This is a genomic window from Photobacterium sanguinicancri, from assembly GCF_024346675.1.
GTDB lineage: Bacteria > Pseudomonadota > Gammaproteobacteria > Enterobacterales > Vibrionaceae > Photobacterium > Photobacterium sanguinicancri.
Genome location: NZ_AP024851.1, coordinates 300,924 through 327,314 on the forward strand (window position 1 = coordinate 300,924; position 26,391 = coordinate 327,314).

Sequence of the window (26,391 nt, forward strand, 5' to 3'; positions counted from 1 at the left end):
ACCCCTACATTTAGTGTTTTTGTGACAGTGTCATTATAGGAGCCTGCTGTGAACCCTGTTGTTATTAAGCGTGATGGATGCCGTGTACCTTTCGATGCGTACCGTATTAAAGAGGCCGTGCTAAGTGCTGCTAAGTCAGTTGAAGTGATGGATCAAGCGTATGCTGCATCTGTTGCTGACGGTGTACTTTCACAATTTATCTCGGCAGAGGAAGTGGAAATTCACGCCATTCAAGATGCAGTTGAAAACCACCTAATGGCAGGCCCACATAAAGAAGTGGCACGTGCGTACATCGAGTACCGTCATGACCGTGATCTTTCTCGTGAAAAGAAAAGTCACTTAAATAATGAAATTCGTGGTCTGATTGAGCAGAGCAATGCATCGCTGCTCAATGAGAACGCAAACAAAGACAGTAAAGTTATCCCAACACAGCGTGATTTGTTAGCGGGTATTGTTGCTAAGCACTATGCGAAGCAGCACCTATTGCCACGTGATATTGTACAAGCGCATGAAAATGGCGATATTCATTACCATGATTTGGATTACTCACCGTTCTTCCCAATGTTCAACTGTATGTTGATCGATTTGGACGGCATGCTAACGCATGGTTTCAAAATGGGTAATGCAGAAATTGATACACCAAAATCAATTTCTACAGCCACTGCTGTGACAGCGCAGATCATTGCACAAGTCGCAAGCCACATTTATGGCGGTACAACCATCAACCGTATTGATGAAGTGCTGGCACCGTTTGTTACCGTGAGCTACGAAAAGCACTTAGAAGTTGCGATAGAGTGGGATATTGCTCAGCCAGAAGCGTTCGCGCAAAAGCGTACAGAAAAAGAGTGCTATGATGCATTCCAATCGCTTGAGTATGAAGTAAACACTTTGCATACCGCGAACGGCCAAACACCGTTTGTGACCTTTGGCTTTGGTTTAGGTACATCTTGGGAATCTCGCTTAATCCAACAATCTATCCTTAAGAATCGTATTGCTGGCCTTGGTAAGAACCGTAAAACAGCGGTATTCCCGAAATTAGTTTTTGCTATTAAAGATGGTTTAAACCATAAAACGGGCGACGCGAATTACGACATCAAGCAACTTGCTTTGGAATGTGCATCTAAGCGTATGTACCCAGATATTCTTAACTACGACAAAGTGGTTGAAGTGACGGGTTCATTCAAAACCCCTATGGGTTGCCGTAGCTTCTTAGGCCCGTACGAAGAAAATGGCGAGCTGATCCACGAAGGCCGTAACAATATCGGTGTGGTTAGTTTGAACTTACCGCGTATTGCACTGCAAGCGAAAGGCAACGAAAGCAAATTCTTCACACTGCTTGATGAGCGCCTACAACTAGCTCGCCGTGCATTAGAAACACGTATCTCTCGTCTAGACGGCGTGAAAGCACGTGTTGCACCTATCCTTTATATGGAAGGGGCGTGTGGCGTGCGTTTGAATGCTGACGATAATGTTGCTGAAATCTTCAAGAATGGCCGTGCTTCTATTTCATTGGGCTACATTGGTATTCATGAAACGATCAATGCACTATACGGCACTGAAGAACATGTGTACGACAACGAAGAGCTGCGTAATAAAGCGGTAGCTATTGTTCAGCGTCTTAAAGATGCAACAGAGCAATGGAAGGCAGAAACGGGTTACGGCTTTAGCCTTTACAGCACACCAAGTGAAAACTTGTGTAGCCGTTTTTGTGCGATTGATGCAAAAGAATTCGGTGTTGTAGATGGCGTAACTGAAAAAGGTTACTACACCAACAGTTTCCACCTAGATGTAGAGAAGCAAGTAAACCCTTACGACAAAATTGACTTTGAAATGCCATACCCGCAAGTTGCGAACGGTGGTTTCATTTGTTATGGCGAGTACCCGAATATTCAGCATAATGTTGAGGCGCTAGAAAACGTGTGGGATTACAGTTACAGCCGCGTACCTTATTACGGTACAAATACACCGATTGATGAGTGTTATGACTGTGGCTTTACAGGCGAATTTGACTGCACAAGCAAAGGTTTCACATGTCCTAAATGTGGTAACCATGAGCCGTCAAAAGTATCTGTAACACGTCGTGTATGTGGTTACCTTGGTAGCCCTGATGCTCGCCCGTTTAACTTTGGGAAGCAAGAAGAAGTTAAGCGTCGCGTAAAACACATGTAACATATTGATATATAAAGTTAAGTGTTAATACCAATAAAAGAAGTGCAAATGCGCTTCTTTTGTTTTTCTAGCTGCGAGGAAATACTGTGCATTATCATAACTATTACCCTGTCGATGTTGTAAACGGACCAGGTACACGTTGCTCGTTGTTTGTTTCTGGCTGTGTGCATCAATGCCGTGGTTGTTACAACAAAAGCACGTGGCGGTTGGATAGCGGACATTTTTTCACGCAGCAAATGGAAGATCGTGTGATTGCGGATTTGAATGATACACGTATCAAGCGTCGTGGTTTATCACTATCAGGGGGTGATCCCCTTCATCCAGAGAATGTGTCATCAGTGCTTAAGCTGGTGCTACGTGTGCGTGAAGAGTGCCCAGATAAAGATATTTGGCTATGGACAGGCTATTTGCTTAATGAGTTAAGTGCAGAGCAGCAAGCGGTAATCGATCTTGTTGACGTCATGATTGATGGTAAATTTGAACAAGAAAAGTATGACCCGTCTCTTGTGTGGCGTGGAAGTGAAAATCAAGTGATCCATTATTTTAAAGATTTATGAGCAAAAGTGCTCGGCTCTACACTAGTGAGTGACTTGTAGGTAGCTACAGATCCAAAAAGTTATCCACTGTTTCTGTGTATAACCAGGGGGAAATCGAGTGGGTGAATAATTTACTTGTTTTCCTTCAAGCTATATATACTCCTACTAAACAACAGTTCTAACCCGTTCTGTTCCTTTCTTTTGGTTGCTCATAGCCTTACATCCTGATTCTCTATAGGTATTAGTCACCTCCAATTATACTAAAGTTATTGAATATTCACTTAGCATAGATAGAATAACGTTCATGCTTCTTATCTAACGATACAGTCATGCCTTTAAGGAATGATGCGTGAGGTTCTTTCGTGCTTTCTCAGCTTATTACTCGCCTTTCTAACAATAGAATTGCAATTGCGCTATGTAATGTTTTTATTATGGCTTTGCCTATTTCATTACTAGCAACTTTTTGCAATCTATTAGAGATCTTTGCATTTAGAATGGAGTGGCTATCGTTTGCTGAAACGATTGGGAGTATTGGGCGGTTAACTGCACATATATTTCCAATATTGATTAATATCTATATGGCAATGTACTTATCTGATACGCATCGTCTGCCTAAATCGGCCACAATAGCATGCTCCTTAGTGGCGTTTTTTATTGTATCGTATCAATGGACATTTATTTCTACTGTTATTCCATTACCTAATAGCTTCGCTGTTGCTTTGTTGAGCGCGTTCATGACTTCCACACTTATTAGCATAATTAACCGTACCAAGTTAATGCATGTTGATCTATCAAGCAGTGTCGTGGATAACAGCTTAAAAGTGCTTGCTTGTTACATGCTTTCACTAACGAGTATTGTGTTGGTCAGTAGTTTTATTAAAGTTATGCTCATGCCGACGCTTTCTTTGTATAACTGGTTTCCAGTTTTAAATCCGTTAGATTTTACCGATGCAATGATTTATGAATTTATTAGAAGCATATTATGGTCATTTGGCATTAATGGTCATAATGTATTGCATACTTATAAATCTGAGCTCTATGATATTACGGTTGCTAATATTGAAGCATGGCGAAATAGTGGTGATGCACTGAATATTATTAGCGCAAATTTCTATGATTTTTTCACCGGCATGGGGGGGAGTGGCAATACCTTTAGTTTGGTTGTTTGCATGTTACTGTTTGCAAAAAATCGTGGTTATAAAACGTTAGCTAAAGCAGTGTTTATTCTTGCGTTGTTTAATATCAATGAACCACTATTATTTGGTATACCGATCATTTTTAACCCTATTATGTTAATACCATTTATATTAGTGCCACAAGTTAGCCTTGTTATTGCATATTTTGCTTTTTGGATTGGTTGGGTTGAACCGATAAATGAAGTTAATAGCTGGCTGCTACCTCCGTTATTAAGTGGTTATTTATCAACAGGCGGAACGGCTGGTGGCGTTATTTTACAAATTGTCATTTTAGTGGTTGGTGTAGCAATGTATTATCCATTTTTCAAAATAATGGATACACGTAGTGAAGGAATTGACGTTACGCGTATCTTCAACCGACGCTTTTTTGTTAATAGCGATATGGCAGTTAAATCTAAGTTAGCCAGTTTCATACCTTCTATGCAAAGTAACTTACAAGCGCAACGTGATGTCGAAAGGCTAAATGCAGAAGGTGAAATGATTCTGTATTATCAGCCACAAGTTGATGTAAAAGATGGCCAGATAGTCGGTATGGAAGCCCTGTTACGTTATCGGACCCGCAATGGTGACATACTACCACCGACGTTTATTCAATCCTTCTCACAGCTTCAGATGATGCCTGAACTTGATTATTGGGTGATCGAACAAGCAATACAAGCAACGTCACCTTATAGCAGTCGGCCTGGTTTTTTACTGTCGATCAATGTGTCATCAGATACAATTCTGACGAAAGGCTTTGTAAAATATCTCGATAAACTGATCATTGGTAGCTCTTTAAAGTATGAGCAGATTGAGATTGAAATTACAGAAGAACTGCTCGTCTCTGATGAGGTAATGACAGCCGAAGTGATAAACCAACTACGAACTTTAGGTGTGTCAGTTGCCTTGGACGATTTTGGCACAGGTTTTTCTTCTTTAGCATACTTATCACGGTACGACTTCGACAAGATTAAGGTTGATCGCTCCCTGATCCAGAAACTGGATACAGCAAGGGGTAAAGAGTTACTTCGTATTGTTGTTGAGCTTGGTAAAGTTACCAATGCTAAATTGGTTGTTGAAGGCGTAGAAACACACGAAGAGCTTCAATATATATCCTCCTTAGGAGTGCGTTATGTTCAAGGGTTCTATTATTACAAAGCGATGCCACTTGATAATATTGTAACCTTAATGGATGCTGAAAGAGTAGTGGTTTAATAGTAAATAAATTGAACTAATTGATTCTGAATGAGCGTTGAATATATACAATGTAATATCAAATGGATGTTTATATTCAACATCCATTAAGTTTCACTTGCTACTCTTATTGTGTAACAAAAATTCAATGTTGATATTGTTAGTTGTCAATCTGTAACAGGGGATATTCTATATTCAAGAATACTGTACATATTGACGATTTAATTAAGGTGGTCCTATGAAAAAACTATTAGCTTCAGTGTTTTTGTTTTCATTCTTCTCTGCTAACGTAATGGCAAATGAAGCTCAGGTCGAGAAAACGGGAAACATAAATCCTACTATTTGTGCATCAGCTCAGTTGACTAAAGACAGCAATAATATGGATGGTAGTGATGTTGCAAACTATTTATCATGTAAACGTAATAATATGATTGAAGAATAACATGATATTTTATCAGTACAGAAGGGTAGGCACGCGTGTTTACCCTTCATCTCACCTTTATAATTCAAATGATTAGCCTCGACACCTTGTGTTCGTTAGCAAGTTTTTGACTCTGAAATTTATTTTACAGAATGGCGCTAAATAAGGTAAAGTCTGCGCCTATTTGTAAAATGAGTTTATGACTTATGTCTCGTACGATTCTTTATACCTATAAGATGCAGGAAAAAACACTGACGTTTTCATACGATCAGTACCGCACGATTCAAGAAGCGGTTGCTGCTGAAGAAGGTATTGATTTAACAGCTTTTCTTAAAATGGAACAGCAAGTAGAAGCGGTTTCAAAATCAGCGAAAGCAGCGAAAGATTACCGTGATAACTACTTTAAAAAACTCGGTTTTGGCCGTATTACGCTGGCACAAAAAGAAAACCGCGGTGTTGGTCATAAATAATCACGACCTATGAGTGGTGGGGTAGTTGCAGGGCAATTACCCACATTCTTTACGCATAATCTGCAAACCATCTTCAAAACAATGTTCCCATGCATCTCTAACGGTTTCACTGAAGTCAGGATCGCAGATCGCGACGGCCTCTAGTAAACACATGAACCAAACCGTTAAGTCATCTTCACTGATACCAAGCCCATTTTTGCCATGGCGTAATGCGTAGACTTTTACACTTGCCCGAGCAGAATCAGAAGTAGATGCCAACATAATGATCATTAATGATGCTTTCATCATTGTCATTTGTCTTTTCATATCGACACCATCAAACATCAACTTGAACCTTTCACCTTTTTCAAAAAACTTGGTGTAAAAGATTTCAAGAAAGGCTTCATCACGATGACAACGTTCGTAACTGTCATTAAATACTTGATTAAAATCCATATTTTCACCTAATGCATCAGAAAATAATAAAAAATCACTGTTGACTACAAAGGTATTGGGAAAAAGCATGAGTTGCGAATGCAATAGTAAATACTGTGACGGATATACAATCGTGGGGCAAGAAAGCTACGGCTATGAATGGTATTACTCTGGCTTCAAATAGCAAACAACGATATTACCTAAGCCGACAATGACGTCGGCTCAGGTAAGTGAAGAGGGTATTAGGCTTGTAAGCGTTTGCTTCGTTTAAACATTCTTAATATGGCTTCTAGTGTACACAATAGTAACCCTAGCCAAATAAGGCCAAAGCTGACCGCTTTCACGCCGTCAAACACTTCATTGAATAAAAGAACAGCTAACAAGAATTGCAAGCTTGGCTCGATGTATTGCATTAAACCAACCATCGTCAGGCTGGTACGGTTAATTGCTAAGGCGAAAAAGACCAAAGGTGCCAATGTTACAGGTGCTGATCCGATATAGAGTAATTGCGTACCAAAATCTGCACTTAATGCTGTGCTTGTGCCCTGACTGTAACCCCATAACAAATACAGGATGGCAAAAGGTGCGAGTATTGCAGACTCTAAAGTGACAGATGTCATGGCATCAAAACGGATATTTTTCTTACATAAACCATAGAGTGCAAAGAAGCTGCCCATGATTAGGGATATCCAAGGCAATTCACCGTAATGCCATACTTGATAGGCAATTCCTAACACGCCTAATACTACAGCCATCATTTGCGCGAGAGACAAGCGCTCTTTCAAGAAGATCACAGCTAACGCAATGGCAAATAAAGGGTTAATGAAAAAACCAAGGCTAGCGGCTAGCACTTGACCATGGGTCATAGCCCAAGTAAAAGCGTACCAAGACACACACATGATTAAACCGGCAATCACGGTCATGATGAGCGATCGTTTATCTTGCCAAACAGAAGATAATGATGGCAAAGGCTGGCGCAATACCCAACAGATTAACAGCATAGATGGCACGGAAAATATAATACGTAGAGCGAGTAAATCGTTAATATCCGCACCTGGCAGATATTGGTAATACAAAGGCAGTAAGCCCCATAGCACAAACGAGAAAGCGGCTAGTGCATTACCCGCACGTTGAGATTGCATGAGTAAACCATAATAATAAAGTAGTCAGGAATTATGCGATTTTGTCATTAAAGTGCATTTTCGAGAAGCTATTTATCATACATTTTGATGAAAAATAATCAGTTTTCGCATTACTTTTTTAATGCCGTCACTGTATAGACAGTCCAATAACGTTGTTCGCCAGTTAACTGAGAAGAGCGTTCTCTTTTTTCTTGCCAAGCGATGACATAGAATCCCTCTAGTAAGTCTTCTATCTCTTCTTTGGTATGGGTAAGAATCGGTAATTTTTCATCGATACCGATGTCATCTTTGCCAATAAAATGCCCGCAAAAAATACCGCCGCTAAATAGACTTTTCACCATGTTTTTCCAAAAAATAGCAAACTCATTGGGTTCACTATAAAACAAGCAGGCACTTGCATTGACGAGGTGAGATCTGGGGAAGTGGTATTCACCGAAAGAGCTGATTTTGACGTCAAGCATAGGGTTTGATGCCGCTAAGCTGTGTTGTGCCAATTTTTCTATAGTGGGTAAGTCTTTATCAAAAGCATAAACTTGAAAACCTTGTTCAAGCAAATACAAAGCATCACGTCCTGCGCCGCAGCCACAATCAACAGCAATATTCATTGATTGCCGCTCGCCAAGAAATTGATTTGCTTCAACTACGTGTGAACGTGGTGGAAGTAATGATTGCGTGTTGAGGTAGCTCAACCAGTCGACCGTAGCCATAACTCGCCTTGTTGTGACCAAAATGCTCACTAAGTATAACGACTAGCTAAGGCCATGATTGCTCACTTTTTGGACATAAGGTGCTAGTTGCAAAATTTGGTCATAATAACTTCACGTTTTACTCGTAATTTTTGATAAAATAAGCTTCAATCATCGCCAATTTGGCAACGAACAGTAGAGAGAAAATTATGACCAAGTTAACGTCGGATATCCAAGCTAATCAGGATCTATTCGTGACTGAAAGCCAAGAGACACGTTTTGTTTGGGGTCTTTGTAATGAAGAAGGTGATTGGCTAGCCGTTGACTCTTCTGAATTCGAAAACTCAGAAGTGATGCCATTTTGGTCAAACAAAGAAGATGCACAGACTCATTGTGTTGATGAGTGGGCTGAATTCCGCGTTGCAGAATTACCGCTAGATATCTTTGTTGAAGACTGGATGATCACTCTTGCTGAAGATGGTGTTCTAGTGGGTCTTAACTGGACTGATCAACTTGAAGGTGGCGAAAAAGAGCCATCAGATGTTGTAAAGCTTTACATCTAATTAGCGCACCTTGTTAATAGCGGTATGCTAGTGACATTGTATATGCTCTAAGACCCAAACGGTTCTGAAGTGATTCAGAGCCGTTTTTGTATCCATAATAATCAAGAATGGTAAAGGCGGTATTAATCAGCGGACTATGACAGTGATGGTTTAGCGTATGTTCTTGATTGATATTGGGCATAGTAATAACGGCCGTATTGATAGCTCACCCAAGCCACCAGACCTGTCGCCACTGTGATTTCTAACAAACCTAGTTTTTCTAGCCATGCCCACTGTGGAAAATCTTCAATCAAAAACTGCTTTAAACGCTCACTTGCAACGGCGCTGATCACTGACGGAAAGGTCACAGCGGCAAGCGAGGGTTGAAAGCGCTGCTTTAATAAGTCGAAATAGCATAAGTACACCAGAATCGTCATGGTGATCCCCACGCCAGCTAAAGCACCAGTCAGAATTAGGTCGGGTTCTTGTACGTTCAGTAGATATGCAGCGAGAGATAAATTTACCGGGGCTGCCATGATAGCAAGCGTTGGGCGTGCCTTTCTTGGTAAGCGACCAGCAAAGCACAAGCGGTAGAGTACAACGGGTAACATAATGAAATATAGGGTAATGCAAATGTCTGTCATGGCTAGCGAGAAGGTGTGATGGCCAATCTGCACGCCTGCTAATGTGCCGCTAATTGCCCCTACTGGGTATAAAAACCAACTCGGGTACATGTGGATCAAGCGGAAATTACGCAGCTGAAAGTAAAAAAAGCACACTAGCATGACAAAGTGAAGCGATAGCGCGGGATACCAGAGTAACCGGGCACTATAGATGTGGATCGATGACAAATAATCAGCGAGCACTAACAGCGTCATTGTCATTGGTGCCATTAAACTGCCATAGAGCGGGTGTTTTAAATCTTGAAGAAACAAGCTTGGGTTGAGTAAGTACTTCAATAGAACGGGACAGAGTAAACATGCACCTATAAAGGCGAAAACACTGCGTAGCGCATGTGAATATTCAGGTATAAATAAAGACCAAGCAAGGCCTAGGCCGGTCGTACCAAGAGCGAGTGCCGCTTGCGCGGTAGGAATGCGTTGTAGTCGGTACCCTAAACTTGCCATTTATGCTGTATTACCTGGTAAAGATGAAAAGATTTTGGCGATATTTTACACTGAATACGTCGTCAAATTCATGCGGTAATCGGCAATAATCACTTTTTATAAGGTATTTCAATTGGTTAAAATTGCCTTTTTCAAAAGGTGATCAAAGCCGTAAAAAATCATTATTTAATTTGCTAAAAGCCAGATTTATGACCATATTTATAGTGAACCTGCAATGAGTTGTTTCTTAGCGTTTCGGAGGAAAGCTGTTTTAATCTGTCTCAAGGGTGTAGGTTCGGATGTAAAGAGTGGAAAATGTACTCTTGCATCGTCAAATGCATCAGTAGTGATTTAGCTGATACATTACAATTTGGATAGCAACAAAAAACCAAAATACTTCTTCGCTAAATTATAGCGCTCGATCAACGATTAACGTTACGAGCACGGCAAACTCAACGTAGTGAGTGGCGAAGCCTGATATAAAGTTACATTTGTTACAAGAGACATAGCAACATAGCTCCACGTACAATGTTACATGAGTCAAGATGTACAATGTTACCGTACACGAAACATGATAGACAGTAACAAAGTAGAGTAACAAATGGCCTTGAGTGTACTTGAACTAGGTAGACTAAGGATCAAAACACACAAGCCGCACTGCAATGGTGCGGCTTTTCTATTTAGTGTGTAATAAAAGCCAAACTAATCCCTAAGTACTTATATCCGGTGCTGTTAACGTGTGGCTATCATAAGCAACAAATGTATTTCTACTTTGTGTTTTGGCATGATAGAGCGCTTCGTCCGCGTACTGAATCAAGCCATTAATGTCCATTTCATCTGCATTATTGTTGTTTGTATGCCAGCAATATCCCCCAATAGAGAGGGTAATCGTTGAGGCGCATTTAGACACTTGATGTGGAATAGAGAGCTGTTCAACAGCGCGTTGAACTTGTTGTACTTTATGGTGGCTAGCGTCGAGTGATTGTCCGTATAACAGGACTAGAAACTCATCACCACCAAAGCGGAACACGTAGTCATCATTTCCTGAAAACTCGCGTTTGAATATTTCAGAAAGTTGAACAAGTACCCTGTCACCTTCGTGATGACCATAGTAGTCGTTATAACCTTTGTAAAAATCAATATCGATCATTAGGCAGGTGATTGGCTGGGTTAAGAGCCTCGCTTTGTGCAATAACTGCGGAACCACTTTCTCTAATTCATAACGGTTGAGTAATTGTGTTAGTGGATCTTGTCGTGACAAGGTATCTAGCTTGTGATTAATGATTTCAAGCTCTAGCTGCTGTTTCTGCAGTACTTGTGTTTGACGCTGGTTCTCAAGCGAGACTGCAATAAAACTGGCGAGCTGCTCGGCAAGATCACAGTGATAACTTTGGTAAAGGTAGGCGGTTCTGTGCTCTAAAAAGAGCGCACCAATCGTTTTATTATTTAAGTTTATGGGTGTCACGATTGCAGACTGGTTACGTTCGCCATCACCAAAGTACATCTGTCGATCTAAATGGGTGAGGTTTATATAAGTCGAAACTTCTTTCTCTGAGCTGGTATTTAAGAGTAGCGTTTTTTGGTGGCGAATACTGTAAGCACCTAAACTTGAAGTATTTTCGCAGCTAATTGTAAATGGCGTAATGAGCTTACTGTTTTCAATGAAGTGGTTGTAATTAAGCACTTGCTTCTCTTCATTATAAAGAGCAATTCCAAAGACATGAATTGGGATGATTTTGTTTATTTGATTATATACATCAAGCAGGCAGTCATTGAGGCTATTCACGGTGGCGATATTTTGACCAATCTTTGTGATGATCTTCAAGTTACTGTGTAACATTTGCAGTGAACTATGTTCGCGTTTTTGTGCGCCGAGTTTAAGAATACTTTCTATATACTCTGTCTCATTGCTGGTCGCACGTTTCAACTCTTGGTTGGCAAGATCAGCTTGTTTAACAATGGCTTCTTTTTCAAGTTCGGCTTCACCATGTTGTTGGTGAATTTCAGCTTCTAGACGGAATAGTTTAATTCTAAGCTGATAGTTTTGTTCTTGATGAATGAGTAGTTGTGCTTGATGGCATCGCTCTAAAGATAAATCAAGTTCGTTCGATGCTTGTAAGAGTAGGGCGTAATGATACAAATTGTCACTGCGACCCATGTATTCGTATGTTTCTAGAAAACAAAGATCAGCTTTACGGTAGTAATGCACAGCGGTGCTATCTTCACCTTTTAATGTGAGTAATCGTGCTTTGTATGCATATGCAAACCCCTTAGAACGGGAACAATCAAGTGCCTGGGCAATATCGATACTTCGTTCTATATGAATGAATGCATTGTCCAAGCAACCTAAATGTCCTTCAGCCAATGCAATATTATCAAGCGCAAGCGTCAAACAACTTTGCTCATTATTTGCTTCTGCAACTTCAACTGCTTTTAGGCAATATTGCTTTACTCGTTCAAAATCACCAAGTGACAGATAGGTATCACCGACATTGAGGTTGAGCAATAATTTTAAATTCTCGTCTTCAATAGTGTTATTTTGCCGGGCTGCAAGAAAATGCTTCAAGGCTTGGTGATATTGACCGATAAGAGAATAAATTGTCCCCAGATGAACATCGCAATACAGGTGTAATACCATATTGCTATTAGAGCTGCAGAGGATCTGGCAATGGATGAAGTATGGAATAGCCTTCTCAATAGTATGGCTACGATAAATATCGTAAGCATTTAAAAAGCTACTGTATTCACCTGGTAGCTGGATACTTTCAGCTGAAATCATTTGGTTGATTTCTGCACGCAGCAGCTTAACAGCATCATGCTTTGTTGATTGCTGAAGACGTGTCAGTTTTGTAAGAATGAGAGAAAGTGTACGAGCTTTACTCATGATACCAATCCATGCAGATGAATATACCCTGCCCCATACAGGATGATATATTGTAATAAAGAGAGACAGGCAATAGTATATTTAATTACTAATATTGTTGTATTTATTAATAATTTAACCTGATTCATAAAGTATATATTGCTTCCATATGTGCGTAACAAATATTGCAACAATAAGTCATATATGTGACCTGTATTTATGCGGCCAGTTGCATCTCGTGCGTATTGAAGATGCATTGATGTACAGGGTGGGTGTTAAATAAGCATTTGATTTTTAATCTTAACTTAATGCTTTACAGGCTTAGAGTCGGGCAGTATTATACGCCGCATGGAGAGATGGCTGAGTGGTCGAAAGCACCGGTCTTGAAAACCGGCGGCGGTTTATCCCGTCCTAGGGTTCAAATCCCTATCTCTCCGCCATATACAAGAAAGGCGCTAATTTATTAGCGCCTTTTTTACGTTTGAGCGAATGTGAAAAGATTTTGTACCAAATCTGCCATCCCCAATGCGCTCCACCGCATTTAAAGAAACCGCTGAAATTTAGGCGGTTTTTTTGTCTAAATTTTATGATTCGAGATAGGTTGAAGAACTCTAGAACAGGGTTCACTTGAGCGAAGCGAAAGCACATTGCTCGTGCCGCGAGCTTGCGAGCAGTAAATTCCTATCTCTCCGCTATATTCAGAGAAGTCCTGCACAAATTCTGTTTTTTTGTTTGTAGAACCAAGTCATATAATCTTATGCAGCTAATGTCATAGTCGTAATTTTGCTTCTAAATGTGATTTATCAAGCATATAGTCATGATTATTCATATAAGGAGTGGTTATGGCTAAGTTCCAGTTTTTCCGTCAAGGTGACAACGAAAAGGCATTTACGTTTTTAAACCCTGAATCTGACACATTCTTAGAAGAAAAAGATCAATTACTTGAGCAAGGCTTTGAGGTCGAAGGAGACTATATTTACGCTGATACGCAAGAAGAGGCGATAGAGAAGTTTAAATCTAACTTTGTTTATTTAACGCAAGAGTATGCAGCGTCAACCAGTGCTGGCGGGGTTTATTTCTTATTTTCTGAAGCTTATAAATACCTAAAGGGTGTGGTTAAGAAGTAGCAAGTTTGCCCTAACCGAAGATTGATCTTACTTGTTTTTTATTCGAAAGAAAAAACCCTAGTAGTAGGTACTAGGGTTTTGATGTTTTTAATCTAGATTTAAGCTAAACCCGTGCAGGTTTATTCCCAATCTAGGATTACTTTACCTGATTGACCAGAGCGCATAGCATCGAAGCCTGCTTGGAAATCATCAATCTTATAGTGGTGAGTGATGATAGGTGTTAGGTCTAGGCCAGATTGGATCAAGCTTGCCATTTTGTACCAAGTTTCAAACATTTCACGACCGTAGATACCTTTGATCACCAAGCCTTTGAAGATCACTTGGTTCCAGTCGATACCCATGTCTGATGGTGGAATACCTAGCAGGGCAATCTTACCACCATGGTTCATGCTGGTTAGCATGCTGTTGAATGCTGATGGGTTACCAGACATTTCAAGACCCACATCGAAACCTTCAGTCATGCCAAGGTCTGACATTACGTCTTCTAACTTCTCGTTTGCTACGTTAACTGCGCGTGTTACGCCCATTTCACGAGCAAGACCAAGACGATATTCGTTCACATCAGTGATAACAACATGACGCGCACCAACGTGGCGTGCAACAGCTGCAGCCATGATACCGATAGGACCAGCACCTGTGATTAGTACGTCTTCACCCACAAGATCGAAAGACAGTGCAGTGTGAACAGCATTACCAAACGGGTCAAAGATCGACGCTAGATCGTCAGAAATTTCAGCAGGGATCTTGAATGCGTTGAACGCAGGGATAACCAAGAACTCAGAGAAAGCACCAGTACGGTTTACACCAACACCAGTTGTGTTACGGCAAAGGTGAGTACGGCCGCCACGACAGTTACGGCAGTGACCACATGTGATGTGACCTTCACCTGAAACACGGTCGCCAATGTTGAAGCCGCGAACTTCTTGGCCAATACCAACAACTTCACCTACGTACTCATGGCCTACAACCATAGGTACTGGAATTGTTTTTTGTGACCATTCATCCCAGTTGTAGATATGAACGTCAGTACCACAGATAGCTGTTTTCTTGATGCGAATAAGCAGATCGTTATGACCCATTTCAGGTTTTTCAACCTCGGTCATCCAAATGCCTTCTTCTGGCTTCAATTTAGACAGAGCTTTAATTTTCATGTTATTTCCCTTACTTCTATCTGTGATTATTTAATGATTGCCATATCGCGGCCAACTTCGATGAACGCATCAAATGCGCGATCAAGCTGTTCACGAGTATGTGCTGCAGACATTTGGGTACGAATACGTGCCTGGCCTTTAGGAACTACTGGGAAAGAGAAACCTACAACGTAGATACCTTTCGCAAGTGAACGCTCTGCGAATTCTGCCGCTACTTTTGCATCACCTAGCATGATTGGAATGATCGCGTGATCAGCACCGCCCATAGTGAAGCCAGCCGCTTCCATGCGAGTACGGAAGTGTGCTGAGTTTTCCCAAAGTTGGGTGCGAAGATCGCCAGACTCAGCAAGCAAATCAAGTACACGAATTGAAGCTGAAACGATTGCAGGAGCAACTGAGTTAGAGAATAGGTAAGGACGAGAACGCTGACGTAGCCAGTCGATCACTTCTTTCTTACCTGATGTGTAGCCGCCTGAAGCGCCACCCATAGCTTTACCTAGCGTACCTGTGATGATATCGATACGGTCGATAACATTGTGGTATTCGTGCGTACCAGCACCGTTTTCACCCATGAAGCCCACAGCGTGAGAATCATCAACCATAACGAGTGCACCGTGCTTTTCTGCAAGGTCACAAATAGCAGGAAGGTTTGCAACAACGCCGTCCATAGAGAACACGCCATCAGTTACGATTAAAGTGTGGCGTGCGCCAGCTTCTTTTGCCGCAATCAATTGTTGCTCTAACTCTTCCATGTTGTTGTTCGAGTAACGGAAGCGCATTGCTTTACATAAACGAACACCATCAATGATAGAGGCATGGTTTAGTGCATCAGAAATGATTGCGTCTTCTTGACCAAGAATGGTTTCAAAAAGGCCAGCATTAGCATCAAAACATGATGTGTAAAGGATAGTGTCTTCTTTACCTAGGAAAGTAGAAAGCTTTTCTTCAAGCACTTTATGTGAGTCTTGTGTACCACAAATAAAGCGCACAGATGCCATACCAAAACCGTGCTCATCCATGCCTGCTTTCGCTGCTTTTACAAGCTCAGGGTGGTTTGCAAGGCCAAGGTAGTTGTTAGCACAGAAGTTTAATACTTCTTCACCAGTAGAGATTGAAACGGCTGCTTTTTGAGCTGAAGTAATGATGCGCTCAGATTTGTATAAACCTTCACTTTTTACTTCTTCAATTTGATTCTGGATCTGTTGATAGAATGCAGTGGACATAATCCAATTCCTTCCTAGTCATTATAGTAGTAACGTCCTGGTCGTTACTGTGTTGTAGGGACAGCTGTAAATGCTAATTATCAGCGTTCATTAGCTATTCCCTCATTGTAATTGATTGCCATTAAGAGGATTATCCCTCAAGATGGAAAAACATTAATGAATCTAAGGCACAAATAAAAATGTGTACTGAGACATAGAGCACAGAACATCATGATTAGTACCAAACTCATCGCGTTATTACCGGATTTAGCCGCTTTTATTCTAGTTGTGAATGAGGGGAGTTTTACTGCTGCAGCAAAAAAGTTGAACGTAACGCCATCGGCTTTGAGCAAACTGATCACGCGTTTAGAGAAAGCATTGTCAGTAAAATTGTTTGAACGTACTACGCGTAAGCTGATTATCACCCAGTCTGGACAGCGGGTGTATGATCAAAGTGTTGTGATGGTGAATGCAGCACAGCAAGCGGTAGAATTATCGACCTCTGATCATACTGAACCTGCGGGATCGATAACCGTTGCAGCACCTGAGGCCTTTTTAAATTCAGTATTACAGCCTTTTGTTGTGCCGTTCTTAAAACGCTATCCAGAAATTCAATTAAAGCTGCGAGCTGCCGATGGGGATATTGATTTGTTTAAACACAATGTCGATGTTGCTTTTAAGCTGACAGATAAGCCTGATGAAAATTTAGTGCTGAAAGAAATTGGGAAAACCAACCTTGTGTTGTGCGCAAGCCCTTTATACGTAGAAGCAAAAGGGCTCCCCTGCCATCCGACTGACTTAGCCGATCATGATTGTTTGTACCTTGCGGAAACTGAGCGGGATCATATTTGGGATTTCTTGAAAGACGATGAGTTTCATACTGTCGCGGTTAGTGGCCGTTATGCTGTTAACCACTCTCAGATGCGATTGAATGGGGTGAAGAATGCATTGGGTATCGGTATTTTCCATGGTTTTGTCATTGCCGATGCTTTAGCTGATGGCTCTGTGGTGCCTATTCTAGAAGACTGGACAATAAAGAGTAACTATCATGGGGCAATTGCAATGCAGTACCCACAAACGAAATACATGCCAGCTCGTTTGCGGGTATTTATTGATTACATGACAGAGCATTTGCCGTTATAAAAAGGCAGTGTGCTTTTATATCAATAGACTTTCGCGGGTTACTACATATCTAATACGATTTTGCCTACTGCTTTACCTGATTCTAAATATTGATGCGCTTGAGCCACTTGCCAGATTGAAAAACGTTTTTGGTCCAGCAGCGGTTTGATTTCGCCATCATCTACTAGCTTTGCAATTTTTGCTAAAATTTGGCCGTGACTAGCACGGTTTTTACCGTGCACCAGTGGGATCAGCATCAGTATACTGTGGAAGCTTAAGCTTTTTAGTGCCACTTGTAGGACATCAGCAATCGGCAGGGTGGTCGCAACAGCGCCATTAAATCGGGCAGCTTCAAAACTACGCTGAATGTTATCGCCAGCAACGGTATCAAATATAGCGTCGAATCCTTCTCCATCTGTGTATTGTTCGACGTAATCAGCAACACTTGATTGGGTGAAATCAATAATGTTATCGGCACCAAGCTGTTGTGCTATCGCTAAGTTTTGAGGAGCTGATGTCGCTGAAACGTTCGCGCCAAAATGTTTAGCAAGCTGAATAGCAATATGGCCGACACCACCTGTTGCACCGTGGATAAGCACATTATCATTGGCTTTGATTTTCAGTTTGTCGTGTAGCGCTTCCCAGGCTGTAATCGACACTAACGGGAGCGCAGCGGCTTCACGCATTGACAGTGTTTTCGGTTTTAATGCGATTAAATCTGCGTCTACTAACATATATTCGGCAAGTGCACCGTCTGTACCTGCGATACCACCTGCGCAGCCATACACCTCATCGCCAACATTAAACTGAGTAACGCCTTCACCTACCTGGGTGACGATACCGGCTACATCACCATGTAGGATGCTTGGCAAGTTTTCAGACCAAGGCGTATCGCTAGAGCGAAGCATGGTATCTAGTGGGTTAACACTGGTCGCCTTCACTTCAAGAATAAGGTGACCGGGTTTTACACTTGGTGTTGGGTAATCGACTTGTTGGAATACGTCGCTAGCGCCTAATGTGTGAACAACCATCGCTTTCATAATATTTGCCTTGTAGATAATTTTTTTTGTTTCGATGGAGGCCATCATACGTTTTGCACAAAAAACAAAAATATAGCTACGGGCAAGTCTGTTTTGCTTTTTAAGCAATAAAAGGGTAGTTTTTCCTGAATTAGAGACATAAATCTACGGTATTAAGATGATCACTCGGCTTCAATATTTCAATTGCGTAGTAGAAACGGGCAGTATTTCGGAGGCCAGCCGCCTGTTTGATATTCAGCCATCTTCTGTTTCTCGTCAGCTGGTTGCATTGGAGGCTGAACTGGGCGTGCGGTTATTAAACAGAACCACACGAAGTGTGGGATTAACAGAAGCAGGGCAGACGTTCTATCGCTATTCTCAGCGCGTAGTTGCAGAACTTGAGGAAGCAAAAAAAGCCGTTAATGATCTTCAAGAAAGCCCAAGAGGGCACTTAAAAGTCAGTATGACGGTAGGGTTTGGTGAGTGTGTTGTGCTTCCTTTATTACCTAAGTTTCGTCAACTCTATCCAGAGATAAACGTAGAACTTGAATTAACAGAACGTGTTGTTGATTTTGTTGATGAAAATATAGATATAGCTATTCGTAGTGGGCGCTTGCCTGATTCCAATTTAATTGCGAAGCGCCTAGCCGATAATAACTTCTTGCTGTGTGCGTCACCCGAATATTTAGCGGGGAAACGGGATCTTCAATCACCGACACAATTAGCTGATTTTGACTGTATTCGCTATGGCTACGCAGGGTGGCGAGATTGGTTTTTAATGGAAGGTGGCTCACCAACGCGGTTGCAAATAAACCCTAACCTAACGATAAATACGGTTAATGGGCAGAAGCAGTTGGTATTAAATCATGCAGGATTAGCATTATTACCATTATGGGCAGTGCATGATGAGTTACGTAAGGGCACTGTGATTCAAGTATTGCCAGATTTTGTTTTTAGTCCTTACGACGTAATGAGCTCTACCTATGCACTTTATTTAAAACGTGAGTTAGTTTCTCCTAAAATACGAGTGTTCATTGATTTTATTAGCCAGCATATTAATGGGTAATGTGTGGCTCAATGGTGGAATAAGCTGGCGCCACAGTTAATCCATAAAGACTCACTTGTTTGTTTTTAATGGATTAAATATTCATTCGTTTGTTATGGGGGGATTTTATATTTCAATATTTGGTATAAGCATCACAGTTAGTATCAATTAATTATTATTATCAACAGAAAATGGTCGCTATAAGCAATATAGTGCAATGCTATATACGGTGATTTAGCTTTCCCTGATACCTGTAGATAGTTTAATTCATTGCATAATCCATTGTGGCACAATTATGATGCGAGCCTATTTATGAATAAAATGATAATACCGCTAACTTTCCTCTTTTCTACCGCGCTAACAGCAACTGCGGCAACAGCAAATGATGCTCCTGTTACGCCAGAAAGTATTTCTTATGCGCAAGTTCAAAGCATTCAAGGTGCAGAAACCTATACTTACGTAAAGTGTTGGTATCGCCCAGATGCAACTCATGATGATGTAGCAACAACATGGGAGTGGGCATTAGATGCAAATGGTGATTATTTTACGCTGCCAGGTTATTGGTACTCTTCTGTCTCATTTAAAAACATGTTTTATACTGATACCCCGCAATCTGTAATTAAAGCGCGTTGTGACAGTACGTTAGGTGTGACGCATGATACCGCGGACATGACGTATTTTGCTGCAGATACAAGAATGTCTTATAACCATTCAGTTTGGACTAACGACAGTGCTGAACAGCTTGATACGATTAATAAAATCATCAGTTTTGGTGACAGTATTTCAGATACGGGTAATTTATATAATGGTTCTCAGTGGATTTTCCCGAATCGGAATGCATGGTTCTTAGGGCATTTCTCCAATGGATTTGTCTGGACTGAGTATTTAGCAGAATCGAAGGATTTGCCACTTTATACTTGGGCTGTTGGTGGCGCAGCGGGTACAACCAAATATGTTGCACTATCAGGCATTCATGATCAGGTTGATTCTTATTTAACCTACATGAAAATGGCGAAGAACTATAATCCACAAAACAGTCTATTCACGATTGAGTTTGGCTTAAATGATTTTGTGAATTACAACCGAAGTGTTACCGATGTAAGTAACGACTTTGACCGTGCTTTGAAAAAGTTAATAGCTAACGGTGCGAATAATATCGTGGTGCTAAATTTACCTGACGCAACAAAAGCACCGCAATTTAAATACAGCGATCCGGAAGATGCGAAAGTGATTAAGGCTAAAATTACCGCATTTAATCAGTTTGTTGCTCAAGAGGTCATGTTATTCCGTATGCAAGGTGTCAATATTACACTGTATGACACCAGCACTTTGTTTGAGAATTTAACGAAAGACCCTGCTCAATATGGTTTTAGAAACGCGCAAGATGCTTGTTTAAATATTAATCGCAGTTCGTCATTTGATTATTTGACTAGCCATTCACTAACCAATGATTGCGCGAGTTACGGTTCTGACAGCTATGTATTCTGGGGTGTCACTCACCCAACAACGCAAACGCATAAAGTGATTGCGGAACAGGTTGAGCAATCTGTCTTTAAATATTTCAAATTTAAATAGTAAGCATCAATAAAAGGCCTTACATAAGAAGGGGGAGAACGTATGTTCCCCCCTTCTTTCGTTTCTATGATGCACGAGAAGTAGAACCCTTCTTATTGCGAAAGCTGTTCATTTAGCCAATCTAAGATAGAGATGAGTTGTTCATTGGGCATGGCTGTTAAGGCCCCACCTACGTACCATTCAAGAAAACACTGATTTTTAAGTGGTGCTGATTGTGGAGAGCCCAGCCAAATTTGTTGCTCTTTTGCCAGTTTATCGCGTAGCGCTTGTACACGACTCACACTCACAGGAAGATAAAGGTGCAGCATGTTGGTATGTGGCTGTTCTGGGTTGGCTGTAAATCTAGGGTAGCGTTCGAGTAGGGCGTATAATTCTTGTGTGCGTTCAAAATAGGCTGGCATTTGTCCGAGTTGCTGTTCAAATTGCATTGCAGCAGCGACAACATAAGGCGACCGGCGGTAGACATTGCCCCCTTGGCGCATCATGGCGTAGCGTGCTTTCTCTATATAGGCTTTATTGCCTAATAATAACGACCCCCCTAAACCATTTAAGCCTTTGTACAAAGAGACGTAGACGCTATCAAAACCAGATGCGATTTGCTTATATTCGCGTTGATAATAGGCTTTACATTCCCACAGGCGTGCGCCATCCATATGCAGGTGGATGTTATTGCTTTGGCAGTGATCTTTGATTGCTTGTAAATCGTCCCATTTAGGAAGTTGCCCGCCAATTTCACGCATGGGTAATTCGTAAAGTACCACTGAAATATCATCTGGCCAATGCTGTAAATCATCAAGCGTCCAGGTTTTATGAGGATCACCCACTGGTAACACAGTGAAGCGTTGCTGAACTTGATAGCCTTGGCGTTCTCGGAGGTAAATATGGCTAGAAGGGTGCATGGCTACGACAGGGTTATTACGCTCATGACAGGCAAGTTGGAGTGCTGTAGGTTGGGTCATGGTACCTGTGATAACAAATAAGCCAGATTCAAAACCCAGCAAATCCGCCACCTTTTGCTCGAAACCTTGGATGAGGTCGCCTTCACCATACATATCATGTTCTATGCGATTTTCACTGCACCAATCAGCCATTTGCTGAAATAAGGTCGCAGGTGAAGTTGGTGTATGGCCAGACAGTACCGTGTGACATTGGTTGCGTAAATCGGTTCCCACTTTGATATCCTTATCATTAAGTTATGGGTTTAGCATACCCAAAAATAATCGAAAAAGGCACTGAACAATCGTACGGATATGATTGATATTAGCTTTCTTACAAGGATAGATGTGTGCTTATAACCTTATTTTATACCGCAGTAGGTGCAATACTTGGGTCGCTTTTCTTACTGCCAATGGGCGAGATGTTTGGTGCCATGTTCTTGGTGCTACTTGCCAGTAAGTACCATCACTCTATGTCTTTACATCATCACGCATTAACGTTTATCCAAATTGTCCTTGGTATCAGTGTTGGTAGCCTAGTTCAAGTAGGGGAGTGGCAAAGTCACTTATCATTTGGTGTGTTATTCGGGTTGATAACCTGCATGACGATACAAACACTTGTGGGTTATTGCTGGTTAACTCAAATAGAAAAATGGTCGAAAAACGATAGTTTATTGGGACCTGTGCCAGGTGCGATGGCCGCCATTCTAGTGATCACTAATAGCCAAAGTACCCCCTCTCAGAAAGTCATTTTTACCCATACAGTGCGTTTAGTTTCTTTGATGGTGTTAGCATCCCTTATTGCATACAGTACAAAACTTGAACCATCTATGGTTTCGACCTCCTACATTGATAATTTATTGCAGGTCAATATGTTGGAATTGGCAACCGCAGTGTTCACGGCGGTTGGTTTTGGTTTTGTGCTTGAAAGGCTTGGTGTGCCAGCTCCTTTTATGATTACCGGTTTATTGGTGACTGCTGGTGGTCATGCTGTTGTGCCAACAGTATCGATTATGATGCCAGATATTATGGTGTTTGTTGCGATGGCATTGCTTGGTGCGCTTGTTGGGATCAGAATAAAATCGGTAACATTAAAAGAGACGCTGTTGTACTTGAAGGCTGGGGTATTTATTACAATACTCGGTTTGATTGTGACTTTGCTTATAGCGGGGGCTTTTAGTACTTTATTGGACCTTCCGTATTTGGTTTTGGTAATGTCTTGGGTGCCGGGGAGTATTGAAGCGATGACAGTGACAGCGCTAATGCTGGGGCTTGAACCTTCATTTGTGATGCTTAATCATATTATTCGGTTAATTGTTTTGCATACATTGCCGGTATTATTCGTGCGTAAAAATAAACGGCAGACTTAACGACCATTAACCGAAGGCTTTCGCCTAAGTAGAAAGTCACTGCACTATAAATAGCTTCTTAAGTGAAAATGCGTTGGGCTTTTATAAAGTCTAGCTTGATTCAATCGCTATCGTTTTGCACATCTACGGGGTTTATTGGAGTATCTCTGCATGTGCCAAGTTTGAGGTAATCAGTACACACTTCAAAATCTGCCAACGAAGAAATTTCTGACTGCATAATGTGTTCTTTATTGAACCAGAAAAAACCATCTAGTTCTGAATACCATAAAGTAAGCCCATTTTGACGATACAGCATGTAAGTAATAATCAACGATTTATTGTTAAAGTCTGTATTGATACGTTTCTCTAAACTACCAGCTGGGCCATCGCTCAGTTTATCAATGTCGTCATTTAGCAAAAACGTATGTGCGCAGGTTACGGTGAGTGTCGCTTTTGCAATGAACGGTGCTTTGCTTGTGGTCGACACAGTGACTTCACCTCCATTAAATGCTAACGGTGTGAATCGGCCTTTTTTGTTGAATTTCCTGTAGAAAATAGCGGTATATGTCCAGCTAAAATCCGCGGTTTTTTGAAAGTATAATTGGCTGAGGTTAGGTACGAATTTGCCATTATCAATATAAAGATTGTATGACTTTGCGGCGTTTTGAATGTTTTGTTCTTTGTATAGCAAAGGAACACTTAAACTTGATGTTGTGTTTTTTGCTAACTCTTGCCAAAACACATTGATATCTGCATGGCCAAAAGAAATCGCTTGGACTGATGATGGAATGCACTGGCCGTCATCATCTCTATCGCAATACGCAATGGAATAGTAATCATCCATTTGGGCGATGAAGAATAAGCGTTGGCCTAATGTCGTCGGTGTCAAATAAGCCGAGCTATTCCGCTCTAAAAAATCTAATTTATCTTGCGATTTAGTGAGATAAACAATACTGCTGTTTTCTTTGGTATGAGTGACCTTGTAGAAATAATTGAACTCAGTATTTGCCTCCCATGCTGAATACATGGCGAGTGTAACGATTAGTAGCAGGGTGCTGAATACGCTAATTGTCTTATATTTAAGCGCTTTATTTTTTTTAGCAAGCATTGGTGGGGGATTCTTATTGATATCGCTTGCCGATGGGATTATTGCTGTCGCTTTTATTTGATAACCAACACTGGATATCAGTTCAATGAACTCACCTTTTTCTGTCTCTCTCAATTTAATGCGCAAGTTGCGAATAGTTTGAAATAAAGACGTTCTAGCAACAGACTTATGCGGCCAACCTGCTTGTAGTAATTCATCAAAAGACACCACACGATAAGCATTTGTGATCAAATAGTTTAAGACTTCCCGTTCTGCACGATTTAGGCTTACTTCTTGCTTAGATGTAGAGAGAACACGCGATGAGCTAGCGTAAATGAACTCAGCACCTACTTGGTAATTATCGTATTTTAGTTCTTTATCAAGCATGTGATTTTTATTCTTGTTGCGTCATTATTTGATGGCTAATAAATGAATTAGTTGTTATTCGCATATTGAATGCAGGTAGTTGTATGTAAGTGCTTCGTGAATATAATATCACATCAAACCTACATATTGGTAATGTTTATCGTGCTGAGTCAAAAAAATGCCACAGCCTTTAGTTTAAGGTTAAAAAAGTATTCGAAGGTATTTAATTTTTTAATTCAGTAGCTTGTCAGTAAGCGTCGCCAAAACGAGACTGTCATTCTGACCTTCTATCGAGATTGGCAGGCGAGCTTTAAGGGCTGTGTCTATGCTTAATAGGTTGCTTTTACAGTCGATATTTTCACAAGAAGGTGAAGTTTAAGTTGTATGAATACATGTTCATTTGCATCTTAAATGTTGAAGCCGTGTTGATAAATATGCACCAAAGAGTGCAAATAAGTTCAGCTTCAGTTGAAGTCTTTTTAGGGGCGTGTTTATGACTTTTCACTATGTATACCTGCGTGTGCCTTTAGTCTGGGGTTTTGCCCTGTATGCATTATGCGCTGTCGCAGAGGATGATATTAGTTTATCGGAAGGTATGTATAAGGCGATTTCGTCAGGTCTTAAAGGTGCAGTAGCAGACTTTCGACATGACGAATATAAAACGCGTTCTCAGCAATCGACTTACTCTTCTTATAGCCGTGCTGGCAATATCAATAATTCACTCTCGCCCTCGGACTCATCGCTTAGTTATTCTTCTACCGCTCAGTCGACGAACTTGTCAAAAGCGGTACTATACAGCGACGGTGGATATGGCCGAAAGGAACAATCTCGATTAGATGCTTATGTACGTATTGATCAAGATGTAAGACCAAATCAGTCTGCTACGAATGTCCAATTTGAAGATGGCTATGCCGTGACATTAGGTGGTGATTATTTACTCAACGAGCATTATTTGTTTGGGGTTGCTCTCGGATTACCTTATTACCAAGGAGAGGACAATCAAGCTGATATTGATGCGTTAATGGCATCTGGATATTTCAGTTACTTCCAAGACAACTGGTACATTGACTTTAGTGCGAGCTATGCAGTGGTTGATACAGATATTGAACGTCGTATTTCGACCTTGGATAACTCGCCATTTTCTCAGCAAGAAAAAGCCGATTCAGATGTATGGGTATTCTCATTAGGGGCAGGGTACTTAATTAACCATCAGCATTGGGACATTGCAATTGAAAGCTCATTGCAGCATATCCTCTCAGATACAGATCGCTATACTGAAAGACCATCTCGTGGCAATTCTAATTATCTTTTTTCCACCGTTGAAGATGTCAACGCGCTAGGTTCTAGCATGCTGATTTCAGGTGCGAGTTTTACTTATCCGTTCCGTACTAGCTTGGGTCTGTTCCAACCTTATGTACGCGGTTATGCTCATTATGACTTTGATAGTGGCGGTCAAAAAATCATTAGCCAGCTTCAAACTGAGCAATACGGATCTTCGTTACCCATAGTGATTAAATCAGATGATCAAGTTTTTGGGCGTGTGCATGTTGGTATGGCTGGGCGCTTTAATAATGATTGGTATGGCTATGTTGAGGCAAGTTCGTTAGTTGGGCTAAATGAGCTTGATGCACAACGCTTTACAGTTGGCATTCGTATTCAGCTGAAATAGCGTTAATCTTGATCCGTACAATTAAA

At 41.0% G+C, this 26,391-nt stretch carries 22 protein-coding genes and 1 tRNA gene; 13 read left to right on the forward strand and 10 right to left on the reverse strand.

Annotated elements, in window-relative coordinates:
* Positions 1–48: 48 nt before the first annotated feature.
* From nrdD to OCU87_RS18335, 5 genes are all read left to right on the forward strand, one after another.
* Positions 49–2,169, forward strand: coding sequence for an anaerobic ribonucleoside-triphosphate reductase (gene nrdD / locus OCU87_RS18315; RefSeq protein WP_261859023.1), 2,121 nt, complete (start codon positions 49–51; stop codon positions 2,167–2,169).
* 86 nt (positions 2,170–2,255) lie between these two features.
* Positions 2,256–2,726, forward strand: a complete 471-nt coding sequence (nrdG, locus tag OCU87_RS18320) for an anaerobic ribonucleoside-triphosphate reductase-activating protein (protein WP_062691172.1) — start codon at positions 2,256–2,258, stop codon at positions 2,724–2,726.
* Positions 2,727–3,067: 341 nt separating this feature from the next.
* Positions 3,068–5,095 carry an EAL domain-containing protein gene (locus OCU87_RS18325; RefSeq protein WP_261859024.1) on the forward strand — a complete coding sequence of 676 codons (2,028 nt, stop codon included), beginning with the start codon at positions 3,068–3,070 and terminating at the stop codon, positions 5,093–5,095.
* 217 nt (positions 5,096–5,312) lie between these two features.
* The gene (locus OCU87_RS18330; RefSeq protein ID WP_062691175.1) at positions 5,313–5,516 is read left to right on the forward strand and encodes a hypothetical protein; all 204 of its coding nucleotides are present in this window, start codon (positions 5,313–5,315) and stop codon (positions 5,514–5,516) included.
* Between the two features lie 185 nt (positions 5,517–5,701).
* Positions 5,702–5,965, forward strand: coding sequence for a DUF2960 domain-containing protein (locus tag OCU87_RS18335; RefSeq protein WP_062691176.1), 264 nt, complete (start codon positions 5,702–5,704; stop codon positions 5,963–5,965).
* A gap of 36 nt (positions 5,966–6,001) precedes the next feature.
* Here the strand turns inward: OCU87_RS18335 and OCU87_RS18340 are convergent, their stop codons facing one another.
* The 3 genes from OCU87_RS18340 to OCU87_RS18350 form a co-directional block, all read right to left on the reverse strand.
* Entirely contained in the window at positions 6,002–6,400 is a 399-nt protein-coding gene (locus OCU87_RS18340; RefSeq protein ID WP_062691225.1) for a globin, read from the reverse strand.
* A gap of 221 nt (positions 6,401–6,621) precedes the next feature.
* The gene (rarD, locus tag OCU87_RS18345) at positions 6,622–7,521 is read right to left on the reverse strand and encodes an EamA family transporter RarD (RefSeq protein WP_261859025.1); all 900 of its coding nucleotides are present in this window, start codon (positions 7,519–7,521) and stop codon (positions 6,622–6,624) included.
* Positions 7,522–7,631: 110 nt separating this feature from the next.
* Complete coding sequence (locus OCU87_RS18350) at positions 7,632–8,228, reverse strand: methyltransferase domain-containing protein (RefSeq protein ID WP_062691178.1); 597 nt, start codon at positions 8,226–8,228, stop codon at positions 7,632–7,634.
* Between the two features lie 188 nt (positions 8,229–8,416).
* Here OCU87_RS18350 and OCU87_RS18355 point away from each other — a divergent pair, with 188 nt between their 5' ends.
* Positions 8,417–8,770: a DUF2750 domain-containing protein gene (locus OCU87_RS18355; RefSeq protein WP_094957179.1), complete on the forward strand. Its 354-nt coding sequence runs from the start codon at positions 8,417–8,419 to the stop codon at positions 8,768–8,770.
* A 134-nt stretch (positions 8,771–8,904) separates the two neighbouring features.
* Here OCU87_RS18355 and OCU87_RS18360 read toward each other — a convergent pair whose 3' ends face one another.
* Both OCU87_RS18360 and OCU87_RS18365 read right to left on the reverse strand, forming a co-directional pair.
* Positions 8,905–9,876 carry a TDT family transporter gene (locus OCU87_RS18360; RefSeq protein ID WP_062691179.1) on the reverse strand — a complete coding sequence of 324 codons (972 nt, stop codon included), beginning with the start codon at positions 9,874–9,876 and terminating at the stop codon, positions 8,905–8,907.
* A 688-nt stretch (positions 9,877–10,564) separates the two neighbouring features.
* Positions 10,565–12,739 (reverse strand): sensor domain-containing diguanylate cyclase, encoded by a 2,175-nt coding sequence (locus tag OCU87_RS18365; RefSeq protein ID WP_261859026.1) that lies wholly within the window; start codon positions 12,737–12,739, stop codon positions 10,565–10,567.
* A 329-nt stretch (positions 12,740–13,068) separates the two neighbouring features.
* Between OCU87_RS18365 and OCU87_RS18370 the strand changes: the two genes are divergently transcribed.
* Positions 13,069–13,158, forward strand: a tRNA-Ser gene (locus OCU87_RS18370).
* A 402-nt stretch (positions 13,159–13,560) separates the two neighbouring features.
* The gene (locus OCU87_RS18375) at positions 13,561–13,845 is read left to right on the forward strand and encodes a hypothetical protein (protein WP_062691183.1); all 285 of its coding nucleotides are present in this window, start codon (positions 13,561–13,563) and stop codon (positions 13,843–13,845) included.
* 119 nt (positions 13,846–13,964) lie between these two features.
* Here the strand turns inward: OCU87_RS18375 and tdh are convergent, their stop codons facing one another.
* Together tdh and OCU87_RS18385 are read right to left on the reverse strand one after the other, a co-directional pair.
* Positions 13,965–14,996, reverse strand: coding sequence for an L-threonine 3-dehydrogenase (gene tdh / locus OCU87_RS18380; RefSeq protein WP_062691184.1), 1,032 nt, complete (start codon positions 14,994–14,996; stop codon positions 13,965–13,967).
* A 26-nt stretch (positions 14,997–15,022) separates the two neighbouring features.
* On the reverse strand, positions 15,023–16,219 hold the full coding sequence (locus OCU87_RS18385; protein WP_261859027.1) for a glycine C-acetyltransferase: 1,197 nt from the start codon (positions 16,217–16,219) through the stop codon (positions 15,023–15,025).
* Between the two features lie 210 nt (positions 16,220–16,429).
* On the opposite strand from OCU87_RS18385, the gene OCU87_RS18390 reads away from it, so the two are divergent.
* Positions 16,430–17,341 carry a LysR family transcriptional regulator gene (locus tag OCU87_RS18390; RefSeq protein WP_261859028.1) on the forward strand — a complete coding sequence of 304 codons (912 nt, stop codon included), beginning with the start codon at positions 16,430–16,432 and terminating at the stop codon, positions 17,339–17,341.
* Between the two features lie 41 nt (positions 17,342–17,382).
* Here the strand turns inward: OCU87_RS18390 and OCU87_RS18395 are convergent, their stop codons facing one another.
* A complete protein-coding gene (locus OCU87_RS18395) occupies positions 17,383–18,360 on the reverse strand; it encodes a zinc-dependent alcohol dehydrogenase family protein (protein WP_261859029.1) in 978 nt (325 codons plus the stop codon).
* Between the two features lie 157 nt (positions 18,361–18,517).
* On the opposite strand from OCU87_RS18395, the gene OCU87_RS18400 reads away from it, so the two are divergent.
* Together OCU87_RS18400 and OCU87_RS18405 are read left to right on the forward strand one after the other, a co-directional pair.
* Positions 18,518–19,405: a LysR family transcriptional regulator gene (locus tag OCU87_RS18400; protein ID WP_206422917.1), complete on the forward strand. Its 888-nt coding sequence runs from the start codon at positions 18,518–18,520 to the stop codon at positions 19,403–19,405.
* 291 nt (positions 19,406–19,696) lie between these two features.
* Positions 19,697–20,959, forward strand: coding sequence for an SGNH/GDSL hydrolase family protein (locus OCU87_RS18405; protein WP_390961246.1), 1,263 nt, complete (start codon positions 19,697–19,699; stop codon positions 20,957–20,959).
* Between the two features lie 92 nt (positions 20,960–21,051).
* On the opposite strand, the gene OCU87_RS18410 is transcribed toward OCU87_RS18405, so the two are convergent.
* Positions 21,052–22,131 carry a threonine aldolase family protein gene (locus OCU87_RS18410; protein ID WP_261859030.1) on the reverse strand — a complete coding sequence of 360 codons (1,080 nt, stop codon included), beginning with the start codon at positions 22,129–22,131 and terminating at the stop codon, positions 21,052–21,054.
* Positions 22,132–22,244: 113 nt separating this feature from the next.
* On the opposite strand from OCU87_RS18410, the gene OCU87_RS18415 reads away from it, so the two are divergent.
* On the forward strand, positions 22,245–23,264 hold the full coding sequence (locus OCU87_RS18415) for an AbrB family transcriptional regulator (RefSeq protein ID WP_261859031.1): 1,020 nt from the start codon (positions 22,245–22,247) through the stop codon (positions 23,262–23,264).
* A 100-nt stretch (positions 23,265–23,364) separates the two neighbouring features.
* On the opposite strand, the gene OCU87_RS18420 is transcribed toward OCU87_RS18415, so the two are convergent.
* Positions 23,365–24,717, reverse strand: a complete 1,353-nt coding sequence (locus tag OCU87_RS18420) for a winged helix-turn-helix domain-containing protein (protein ID WP_261859032.1) — start codon at positions 24,715–24,717, stop codon at positions 23,365–23,367.
* A 472-nt stretch (positions 24,718–25,189) separates the two neighbouring features.
* On the opposite strand from OCU87_RS18420, the gene OCU87_RS18425 reads away from it, so the two are divergent.
* Positions 25,190–26,365 (forward strand): autotransporter outer membrane beta-barrel domain-containing protein, encoded by a 1,176-nt coding sequence (locus tag OCU87_RS18425; protein ID WP_261859033.1) that lies wholly within the window; start codon positions 25,190–25,192, stop codon positions 26,363–26,365.
* Positions 26,366–26,391: the final 26 nt, after the last annotated feature.